The following is a 9,359-nucleotide window of genomic DNA, read 5'->3' as shown; positions in this document are numbered from 1 at the left end:
GCGTTGAGCCRAGCTCARCGCGGCCACCGTTTATGCCTGGTGACCATAGCGAGTTGGAACCACCCCTTCCCATCCCGAACAGGACCGTGAAACGACTCCACGCCGATGATAGTGCGGATACCCGTGTGAAAGTAGGTAATCGCCAGGCTCTCCCTTGAAACCCCCCCAGTACGAAAGTACTGGGGGGTTTTGCTTTTGCGGCTTCAACTCAGATGCTGCCGGTAGAGCCGGTAATTCTCGTCATCGAAGCAGACGAAACTCACCTGCGCGATACTGGGCGCCGCGGCGAGTGCCTTGCGAACTGCGGTGATGGCAATATCCACGGCGCGCTCGCGCGGGAAGCCGTAGATGCCGGTACTGATATTGGGAAAGGCGATGGTGCGCAGCTTGTGATGCGCGGCCAGCGCGATGCTTGCCTGGTAGGCGCTGGCGAGCAGGGCGTCTTCATCGTGGCTGCCCCCTTGCCAGACGGGGCCGACCGCATGGATGACGTAAGGCGCTGGCAGCAGGCCGCCGGTGGTGATCACCGCCTGGCCGGTGGGGCAGCCGCCCTTGGATTCGCGGATGTCGCGGCAGGCAGCCATGATGGCGGGGCCGCCGGCGCCGTGGATGGCGCCATCGACGCCGCCGCCACCGAGCAAGCCGCTATTGGCGGCGTTGACGATGGCGTCGACTTCCATGCGGGTGATGTCTCCGTGCAAGACCTGCAGGTGTTCCCCTGTCATGACCTTCTCTCCGTGCTGGTTGGATAAAGCTGGATCGCCCCGGCTGTTCCGCGCACCTGTGCTGCCGGCCCGCCGCGGCACTTACATGGATTCCGCCAGCATACGCCGATAATCCGCGGCGCTGGCCTCTTTTGGATTGGTCTTGTGGCAATGGTCCACCAGCGCGCCGGCGATCACCTGGTCGAACATGTCTTCGGTGACGCCCATCTGCCGCAAGCCGGTGGGCAGTCCGAGGCGCGCCGTCATGTCGTGCACGGCCTGGGCCAGGTCGGCGCCCTCGGGCAGGCCCATGGCATGGCGCAGGCGGGCGTAGCGGTTGTCGCGCACCACGCTGGGCGCGTCGGCGTTGAAGCGCAGCACTGCCGGCATCACCACCGCGTTCAGGGTGCCATGGTGCAGGCCGGTCTTGCCGTCCACCTTGAGGCCGCCGAGCGGGTGCGACAGCGAATGCACGCAGCCCAGGCCTTTCTGGAAGGCCATGGCGCCCTGCATGGAGGCGCTCATCATGTTCAGCCGTGCGTCGCGGTCCTGGCCGTCGCGCGTGGCGCGTTCGATGTGCTTCCAGCCGCGCTCCAGGCCGTCGAGGGCAATGCCGTCGGCGGGCGGGTTGAAGGCAGGCGCCAGGAAGGTCTCCACGCAATGCGCGATCGCGTCCATACCCGTGGCGGCGGTCAGGCCGGGCGGCAGGCCGAGCGTCAGGCCCGGATCGCAGATGGCCGACTTCGGCAGCAAATGCCAGGAGTGGAAGCCGAGCTTGCGGCCGTCTTGCAGGATGATGATGGCGCCGCGCGCGACTTCGCTGCCTGTGCCCGAGGTGGTCGGCACGGCGATCAGCGGCGCGGCGCGCCCGGTGATCTTGCCGCTGCCGCCTTCGATCGTGGCGTAGGTGGTCAGCTCGCCCGGATGCGTGGCGAGGATGGCAATGCCCTTGGCCAGGTCGATGGAGGAACCGCCGCCCACCGCCACCAGCCCGTCGCAACCGCTGTCCCGGTACTGCGCGGCGGCCTTCTTGACCATCGCCTCGGTCGGGTTGGAGGGCGTTTCGTCGAACACCTCGTGCGGCAGGCCGCCCAGCGCGTCGATGGCATGCCGGGCCACCCCGGCGGCGACCACGCCTTTGTCCGTGACGATCAGCGGGCGTCGGATGCCGATGCGCTCGCACTCCGCCTTGAGCTGGCCGATGGTGCCGAAATCCAGATGGATGTGGGTCAGGTAATAAATGAAGGCCATCTATGCTGTCTCCGTCGGTGAGGATTTTCTTTTTTTGTGACGATGGCCGATGATCGCGCAAAACCTGCCGATCTGACCAGCCCCAGGTAAATTTCCTATGTTTGGCTGCGGAAACATATGAAAGCGTACTAAAATCGAACGATCGTTCACAATTCGGACATCCGGCAGGCCGCGGCTGCCGGCGCTTCGGTTTGCCGAAGGTTCGTTGCCACTGCACTGACCCTCCTATGTTCGCTGTTCCGCCTAATCCGACCCCCGCGTCCGACCAGCCCGCGCCTGCCTCGTCCGGCATGCCGCAGGTACCGCTCGACCCGCAGATAGCGGCACTGCTGGCGCTGATCGGGCGGGTCAAGCGCCCATCCATCCACGAACTGGACCCGGCCGACGCCAAGATCGCCTACGAGAAGAGCGCGCCCATCATGGATATCGCACCGCTGCCGGTGCACAGCGTGGAAAACCTGGCAGTGGCCGCGCGCGATGGCTACGACATCCCGGTGCGCCTGTATGCGCCGCGCGAAGCCAACTGGGCCGAGCCGCTGCCGCTGTTGCTGTATTTCCACGGCGGCGGCTTCACCGTGGGCAGCATCAATTCGCATGATCCGCTGTGCCGGCTGCTGTGCGGGCAGGCCGATTGCATGGTGTTGTCGGTGGATTACCGGCTTGGCCCGGAGTGGAAATTCCCCCACGCGGCGAACGACGCATTCGACGTGATGCAGTGGGTGTTCAACGAGGCCGCGCGCCTGGGCGCCGACGCCTGCCGCATTGCCCTGGGCGGCGACAGCGCGGGCGGCACGCTCGCCGCCGCGTGCGCGGTGCATGCGCGCGATCTCGGCCTGGCGCCAGTGCTGCAGATGCTGATCTACCCCGGCACCTGCGCCCGCCAGGACACGCCCTCACACCGCGCACTGGCCGAAGGCTACCTGCTGACCGGGCCGATGATCCAGTGGTTTTTCTCGCAATACCTGGACGGCGAAGCCAGCCGCGACGACTGGCGCTTTGCTCCGCTCGACGGTGGGGGCAAAGGCGCCAATGTGCATGGCTGCTGTCCCGCCTGGATCGCCGTGGCCGGCTACGATCCGCTGCACGACGAAGGTGTGGCCTACGCCGCCAAGCTGCGTGCTGCGGGCGTGCCGGCGCAACTGGCCGACTACCCGGGCATGATCCACGATTTTTTCAAGCTGGGACGCTTCGTTCCCGCGGTGGCCGGCGCCCATGGCGATGCGCTCGCCGCCTTGCGCCAGTCCTTCGGCGGAGGCTGAACGCCGGCAGCCAGATCGAAGCGGTCGCAGAACCCCGGACTTGATGGCTTTACCCGTAGTGCATCACCGTAGTGCATCATTTGTACCAGCAATTCCAATAGCGACAGGAGACATAGATCCATGCAACGCCGCCATTTCCTCGCCCAAGTGGGCGGACTCGCCGCCACCGCGGCAATTCTCGGGCTGGCCAGCGCGCCGGCCCTGGCGCAGGCGGACAATTTCCCACAACGGCCGATCCGCCTGATCATCGGCTATACCGCCGGCGGCTCCACCGACCTGCCGTTCCGCGTGCTGGCAGAAAACGCTTCCAGGATCTTCGGCCAGCCGGTGATCATCGAGAACAAGCCGGGTGCGGGCGGCGTGCTGCCCGCACAGCTGATGCAATCGACCCAGCCGGACGGCTACACGCTGGCGCAGGTAGCGATGCCGGTCTACCGCCTGCCGTACACCACCAAGATCAACTGGGATCCGGTCAAGGACCTGTCCTACGTGATCAACCTGGCCGGCTACTCGTTCGGCCTGGTGGTCCCGGCGGATTCGCCGATCAAGACCATGCAGGAATATATTGCCTATGCGAAGGCCAACCCGGGCAAGCTGACCTACGGCTCGCCGGGCTCGATGACCACGCTGCACCTGACCATGGAAGAACTGGCCATGAAGCAGAACGTGCAGTTCTCGCATATCCCCTACAAGGGCAACTCCGAATCGATGCAGGCCCTGCTGGGCGGGCACGTGATGTCAGTGGCCGATACCCCGGCCTGGGCACCATATGTGGAATCGGGCAAGCTGCGGTTGCTGTCGACCTGGGGCGAGAAGCGCTCGGCGCGCTTCCCCAATGTGCCGACGCTCAAGGAGCTGGGCCTGGGCATCGTGCAGACCTCGCCGTTCGGCGTGGTGGCGCCCAAGGGCACCGACCCCAAGATCGTCAAGAGGCTGCACGACGGTTTCAAGAAGGCCATGGAAATGCAGAACTACCGCGATGCGCTGGCCAAGTTCGACATGGAGCCGTTCTACATGAGCAGCGAGCAGTACGCCAGGTTCGCTGCCGAAACGGTCAAGAAGGAAAAGGCCATCATCGACAAGCTGGGTCTGGCCAAGCCGCAATAACCGCGTAATAAGCGCGTAATAACCGCGCAACAACTGCGCATAGCCAGCATTGAGCCGGCGCCGCCCTGTCCGGGGCCGGCGCCGGCTTCATATTGGGCCGGTCTTCGGCCGGCAATCAAGGGGGAATACCGCCATGGCAAAGGAAGATTTTCGTCACAGCATGCCGTTGCGCGTGCGCTGGGCGGAGGTGGATCCGCAGTCGATCGTTTTCAACGCGCACTACCTGACCTATTGCGATATCTGCGTGACGGAGTACTGGCGGGCGGGGGGCATCCGCTATCCGGAGGACGTGCTGCACGCGCATGGCGTGGACATCTTCGTGGTGAAGTCCACGCTGGAGTATCACGCGTCGGCGCGCTTTGACGACGTGCTCGACATCCGCGGCCGCATCGCACGCCTGGGCCGCTCCAGCATGCTGTTCCGCGTGGAGATGTATCGCGGCGACGAGCACCTGATAACGGGCGAAATCGTCTATGTCTGCGCCGATCCGGCGACGCAGAAATCGGCGCCGATTCCCGGACCGGTGCGGGAAACCATCACGGCTTATGAAGTGGCGAAGCCTGACGCCTGATCCCTGACGCCTGATGCGCTCAGCCCTTCAGGTAAGGCTTGAGCCAGCCCAGCCCGGCGGAGGTTCCCGCGCGAGGGCGATACTCGCAGCCGATCCAGCCGTCGTAGCCGAGCCCGTCGATCACCTCGAACAGGTAGGGATAGTTGAGCTCACCCAGGTCCGGCTCGTGCCGCTCGGGCACCCCGGCAATCTGGATATGCCCGATGCCGGCGAAGTCGCGCTTGAGCTTGACGGCGAGGTCGCCTTCCACGATCTGGCAGTGGTAGCAGTCGAACTGCACCTTCAGGTTGGCCGCGCCGACTTCCTTGCAGATGGCCTGGCCGTCATCCTGGCGGTTGAGGAAATAGCCGGGCATGTCGCGGGTGTTGATCGGCTCGATCAGCACCGTGATGCCTTGTGCCGCAGCGGCGCGCGCGGCGTGCGCCAGGTTTTCGAGGTAGCTGGCGCGATGGCGGGCACGGTCGGCGCCGGCAGGCAACAGGCCCGCCATCACGTGGACCTTGTCGTTGCCGATCACGGCGGCGTATTCCAGCGCGTGGCCGAAGGCGTCGCGGAAATCGGCCTCGCGGCCGGGCAGGGCGGCCATGCCGCGCTCTCCGGCGTTCCAGTCGCCCGGGGGCGCGTTGAACAGGGCCTGCGTTAGGCCGTTGGCGTCGAGGCGCGCACGGATCTCGGGGGCGGCATGCTCGTAGGGGAAGAGGTACTCCACTGCCTTGAAGCCGTCCGCCGCCGCAGCGGCGAAGCGGTCCAGGAAGGCGTGCTCGGTGTACATCATCGACAGGTTGGCGGCAAAGCGCGGCATGCGGTGCTCCAGGAGAAGAAAAGGATTTTTGGCGGTTGACCCGCCTGGCAGGCGTGAGCCAGACCAGGCCGGCGCCGAGCACCGGCATGGCCGACAGGACATACATGCTCGACTGCATGCTGTGCGTCAGGTCGGTCGGGCAGCCCACCATGTACGGTGCCACAAAGCCAGCCAGGTTGCCCACCGAATTCTGTACGACAAGCGGCGGTGCGCGACAAGCGGAGTATCATGGCGGCCCGCGCCCGCGCTGTTTTCTCGTTTTCCGCATCAGACACACCATGACGATCACCATCCGCCTCGCCCCCTGGTCCGAAGTCCGCGACACCGCGCGCGCCATCCGCTACGCCGTCTTCGTCGAAGAGCAGGGCGTGCCCGTGGAACTGGAATGGGACGAATGGGATGAGCCCAGCTGGCACGCGCTGGCGCTGGCCGGGGATGGCAGCGCGCTGGCCACCGGCCGCCTGCTGCCGGACGGCCATATCGGCCGCATGGCGGTGCTCAAGGCGGCGCGCGGCAGCGGCGTCGGCGCCCTGGTCCTGGATGCGCTGATGGCCAAGGCCGCCGAGCTTGGCTATCCCGAACTGGTGCTTAATGCGCAGCGCTACGCGGCACCGTTTTATGCGCGCGTGGGCTTCGAGCAGGTTGGCGAAGCGTTCGAGGAAGCCGGCATTCCTCACGTGGAAATGCGCAAGCGGCTGGGTTAAGCGCGCCATCTCCAACTTTTTTACAGTCGCCTTGCCTCGTCACCGCGCTGATGCCTGAAATCCGTTCCCGTCTGCTGCAAGCCTTGGCAGATGCCACGCCTGCCCTCGATCTTGCCTCTGCTCCGGCCGGAGACCCCCCTGCCGGCGAAGACTTGCTGGCGGCATGGTTACGCCCATGGCTGGCGGACCAATGCCTGGTGCAGGTCGACTGGCGGGATTTCAGCACGCTGGGCGTGCAAGCGGTGGCGGCGCTCGCCACGCTGCGCGCGGCAGGGGTGTCGGCCATCGATGTCGACGATCTCTATGACGAGGACGGGATTCCGCTAGGCGGCGATGACAACGAGTTCGACATGGAGCCGGCAGCCCTCTACCTGGCGCACGTCAACCGCGAACTGGCGCCGCACGGCATGCAGTTGCTGGAGATCGGGCATTTCGAGGACGCCTGGCTGCTGGCCGTGCGCAACGACCCGGGCGCCATTCGCGCGCTGAACGCGGCATTGCGCCCGCTAGGCCTGGTGGTCCATCAGTATCAGTATTGAGCCGCCTCAGCGCGGCGCCTGCACCGAGCCGGCATCGCGGGCAACCCGCAGGTGGCCGCGGTACGACACCTCGCCGGTACGGCCGTTGGAGTCGAAGCTGCGCTCGCAGAGTTCGAAGCGGCCATCGTGGCGTACGCGCAGCACCGTGCTGGCGCGGGTGCCGTAGCTGGGCGAGCGGATGAACGCCGAGGACAGCAGCTTTTCCCACTCCGGTGTCACGCCGGTGCTGGGCAGCTCGCAATCCAGCGCCTGGCGGTCATTGGCCAGCAGCTCGAAATAGGGATCGGCGCTGGCGCCGGGCTGGCCGGTGTCGGCTGCCACGGCTTGCGCAAGCGCGCCGACACGGCTGCGCACCTTGGGCCAGGGGGTATCGAGCAAGGCGTTGGACAGGCCATAGAGCCCGGGCTTGAGGCGCTGCGGATGGGGTGCTGCGCCACGGTTGCTGTACCACCAGAGTTCGCGCAGGTCGCAGGCCAGCAGGTTGAAGCCGTTGTAGGCGCCGGCGCGCGGCTGCAGTCCGGACAGATAGGATTCGGGATCGCTATTGCCACGCAGGAATCCGGCCACCAGCTCGCCGCGCGAGCGGGCATCGGTGCGTTTTTCGGTAGGTGCGCGGTAGTTGGTCAGGGCGGCAAAGCGGCCGTCGCCGGCCAGGCCCATCCATGTGCCCGGCTCGCCGATCACTTCCGCCAGGTCGCGGCCGGCCAGTACATTGGGGGCATCTTCCCACCAATGCACGGGCGCCGCGGGGCGGGCATAGAACTCGTCGCGGTTGCCGGCCACCACCAGCGCATAGTCCGGGTGCGATTGCCAGGCGGCCAGAATCAGGCACATAACGCTTCCTTTACTGCGTTCACTACGGTCACGGCAATGACTGCAATTGCTGCAATGACTGCGGTTTCATCCTTCGGGTAACCACCGCGGCGCGGTGCGCCAGGTGCCGCCATCAGAGCTGGTCCAGATCGACAAAGCGCTCGACCTGCCGTTCGCCGCTGATAAATTCCTGCAGCCCGCTCTGCCGCCACAGGCCATCGAGCAACAGATCGAAGGCAGGCGGCACGTCGGCATAAGCCTCCATCCAGGTCTGCATGCCGTCGCGCGATTCGGGCCTGCGTAGGAGCGTACCACCAATTCCGCCGGCTTCGGCAACGGTCTCCATCCAGCGATGCCAATGCGGCAGCGCGGCATCAGCCAGCGTTTCCGGCACCCGGAAATAGACGTAGAGGTGGTCGCTCATGACAGTCTCCTGCGCGCGGCGGGTGGTTCAGGCGGCGTCGCCAATGGGTACCGCGTAGGGCAGTTCGCCCACGCGCACCGGGCTGCCGCTTGCGCTACCCAGGTGCAGGGCGCCACCGGCGGCATCGATCTTGAGTTCGGCCAGGCCGTCCCAGCCGCCTTGCGGCGCGGCGGCGGCATTGACCACCATGCCGCAGGGCTGCTCGGGATCCTCGGGGCGGAAGATCTCGGCGGCCGCGGCCGGTGCTTCGCCTTCGCCGTGGATCAGCCACATGCGGCGCTTGAGCGTGCCTCGGTACTGGCTGCGCGCCACGATTTCCTGGCCCGGATAGCAGCCCTTGCGAAAGCTTACGCCGCCGACGAGTTCCAGGTTGATCATCTGCGGCACGAACTGCTCCTGGGTGGCCAGCGCGATGCGCGGCACGCCGGCCTGCACCTCCAGCCAGTCCCACACCGCCATGTCCGCCGGCAGCAGGTGCGCCGACAGCGCGGCCTGCATATCGGCGGCCTGTTCGGCCGGCAGCACCACCTGCCAGCGCGGCAGGCCGGCGCCGTCGGCGAGCCGGATCACGGTGGCGGCAGCCGCGGCGGCAGTCGACCAGGGCTCGGCGGGGGCGGGCAGGCCCGCCGCCTGCAGTGCCGCGGCGGCGCCGGCGCCCGCCACGCCCAGCACGGCGCGCTCGGACGTCAGGTCGGACAAGCGCGCCTTGGCGCGCAGCAGGAACATCGACAGGCGCTTCTGGATGGCGGGCTGCAGGTCCGCCGACAGTTGCAGCACAATGCCTTCTTCGTCCCGCCAGACCAGGAAGCTGGCGAGCAGGCGGCCCTTGGCCGAGCAGTAGCCGGCCACGCGGGCGGTGCCAATGGCAAGATCGTCGACGGCGTTGGTCAGTTGGGTGTGCAGGAAACCGGCGGCATCGTCGCCGGCAACCCGGATCAGGCCCAGTTGCGCGGGCCTGCAGACGACTCCGCGCTGGCGTACGGCTTCGAACTGGGTGGCGAGGTCTGGGGAAGGGGAATTCATGGCAGGTATCGCAAGCAAGGGGGGGCGCTGGGCAGCGCCGGATCAAAGGTGCAAAGGCCTACAGCAGGCAACAAATCGCTACAAAAGGCTAACGGGCCGCAACGGCCGGCAAATCACAGCGAAAGCGGCCGCGAAAGGCGCGGCAACTGGCGCAAAACCGGT

At 66.5% G+C, this 9,359-nt stretch carries 11 protein-coding genes, 1 rRNA gene and 1 pseudogene; 6 read left to right on the top strand and 7 right to left on the bottom strand.

Annotated features, from left to right (window positions below):
- Positions 1-35 precede the first annotated feature (35 nt).
- Positions 36-148: ribosomal RNA gene (gene rrf, locus AC1DQ3_RS20795) — 5S ribosomal RNA — on the top strand.
- 55 nt (positions 149-203) lie between these two features.
- On the opposite strand, the gene AC1DQ3_RS20790 is transcribed toward rrf, so the two are convergent.
- Positions 204-725 carry an O-acetyl-ADP-ribose deacetylase gene (locus tag AC1DQ3_RS20790; RefSeq protein WP_477122034.1) on the bottom strand — a complete coding sequence of 174 codons (522 nt, stop codon included), beginning with the start codon at positions 723-725 and terminating at the stop codon, positions 204-206.
- Between the two features lie 81 nt (positions 726-806).
- Positions 807-1,955, bottom strand: a complete 1,149-nt coding sequence (locus AC1DQ3_RS20785) for an iron-containing alcohol dehydrogenase (protein WP_477122033.1) — start codon at positions 1,953-1,955, stop codon at positions 807-809.
- Positions 1,956-2,182: 227 nt separating this feature from the next.
- Between AC1DQ3_RS20785 and AC1DQ3_RS20780 the strand changes: the two genes are divergently transcribed.
- The 3 genes from AC1DQ3_RS20780 (at position 2,183) to AC1DQ3_RS20770 (ending at position 4,892) form a co-directional block, all read left to right on the top strand.
- Entirely contained in the window at positions 2,183-3,214 is a 1,032-nt protein-coding gene (locus tag AC1DQ3_RS20780; RefSeq protein ID WP_477122032.1) for an alpha/beta hydrolase, read from the top strand.
- A gap of 120 nt (positions 3,215-3,334) precedes the next feature.
- Positions 3,335-4,321: a tripartite tricarboxylate transporter substrate-binding protein gene (locus AC1DQ3_RS20775; protein WP_477122031.1), complete on the top strand. Its 987-nt coding sequence runs from the start codon at positions 3,335-3,337 to the stop codon at positions 4,319-4,321.
- 133 nt (positions 4,322-4,454) lie between these two features.
- A complete protein-coding gene (locus AC1DQ3_RS20770; RefSeq protein WP_477122030.1) occupies positions 4,455-4,892 on the top strand; it encodes a YbgC/FadM family acyl-CoA thioesterase in 438 nt (145 codons plus the stop codon).
- 19 nt (positions 4,893-4,911) lie between these two features.
- Here the strand turns inward: AC1DQ3_RS20770 and otnI are convergent, their stop codons facing one another.
- A complete protein-coding gene (otnI, locus tag AC1DQ3_RS20765; RefSeq protein ID WP_477122029.1) occupies positions 4,912-5,694 on the bottom strand; it encodes a 2-oxo-tetronate isomerase in 783 nt (260 codons plus the stop codon).
- 31 nt (positions 5,695-5,725) lie between these two features.
- Positions 5,726-5,890, bottom strand: a pseudogene (locus tag AC1DQ3_RS20760) (MFS transporter); the annotation flags it as partial.
- Positions 5,891-5,972: 82 nt separating this feature from the next.
- Between AC1DQ3_RS20760 and AC1DQ3_RS20755 the strand changes: the two are divergent.
- Positions 5,973-6,398, top strand: coding sequence for a GNAT family N-acetyltransferase (locus AC1DQ3_RS20755; RefSeq protein WP_477122028.1), 426 nt, complete (start codon positions 5,973-5,975; stop codon positions 6,396-6,398).
- A gap of 50 nt (positions 6,399-6,448) precedes the next feature.
- Positions 6,449-6,937 (top strand): hypothetical protein, encoded by a 489-nt coding sequence (locus tag AC1DQ3_RS20750; RefSeq protein ID WP_477122027.1) that lies wholly within the window; start codon positions 6,449-6,451, stop codon positions 6,935-6,937.
- Positions 6,938-6,943: 6 nt separating this feature from the next.
- Here the strand turns inward: AC1DQ3_RS20750 and AC1DQ3_RS20745 are convergent, their stop codons facing one another.
- The 3 genes from AC1DQ3_RS20745 to ygfZ form a co-directional block, all read right to left on the bottom strand.
- Positions 6,944-7,771 (bottom strand): NRDE family protein, encoded by an 828-nt coding sequence (locus AC1DQ3_RS20745; RefSeq protein WP_477122026.1) that lies wholly within the window; start codon positions 7,769-7,771, stop codon positions 6,944-6,946.
- A 112-nt stretch (positions 7,772-7,883) separates the two neighbouring features.
- The gene (locus AC1DQ3_RS20740) at positions 7,884-8,174 is read right to left on the bottom strand and encodes a DUF4936 family protein (RefSeq protein WP_477122025.1); all 291 of its coding nucleotides are present in this window, start codon (positions 8,172-8,174) and stop codon (positions 7,884-7,886) included.
- 27 nt (positions 8,175-8,201) lie between these two features.
- Positions 8,202-9,197, bottom strand: coding sequence for a CAF17-like 4Fe-4S cluster assembly/insertion protein YgfZ (gene ygfZ / locus AC1DQ3_RS20735; RefSeq protein WP_477122024.1), 996 nt, complete (start codon positions 9,195-9,197; stop codon positions 8,202-8,204).
- Positions 9,198-9,359: the final 162 nt, after the last annotated feature.

It is taken from the genome of Cupriavidus sp. 01T418 (assembly GCF_056398885.1).
The sequence above is the reverse complement of the archived record's forward strand: the minus strand, read 5'-3'. Positions and strand labels throughout refer to the sequence as shown.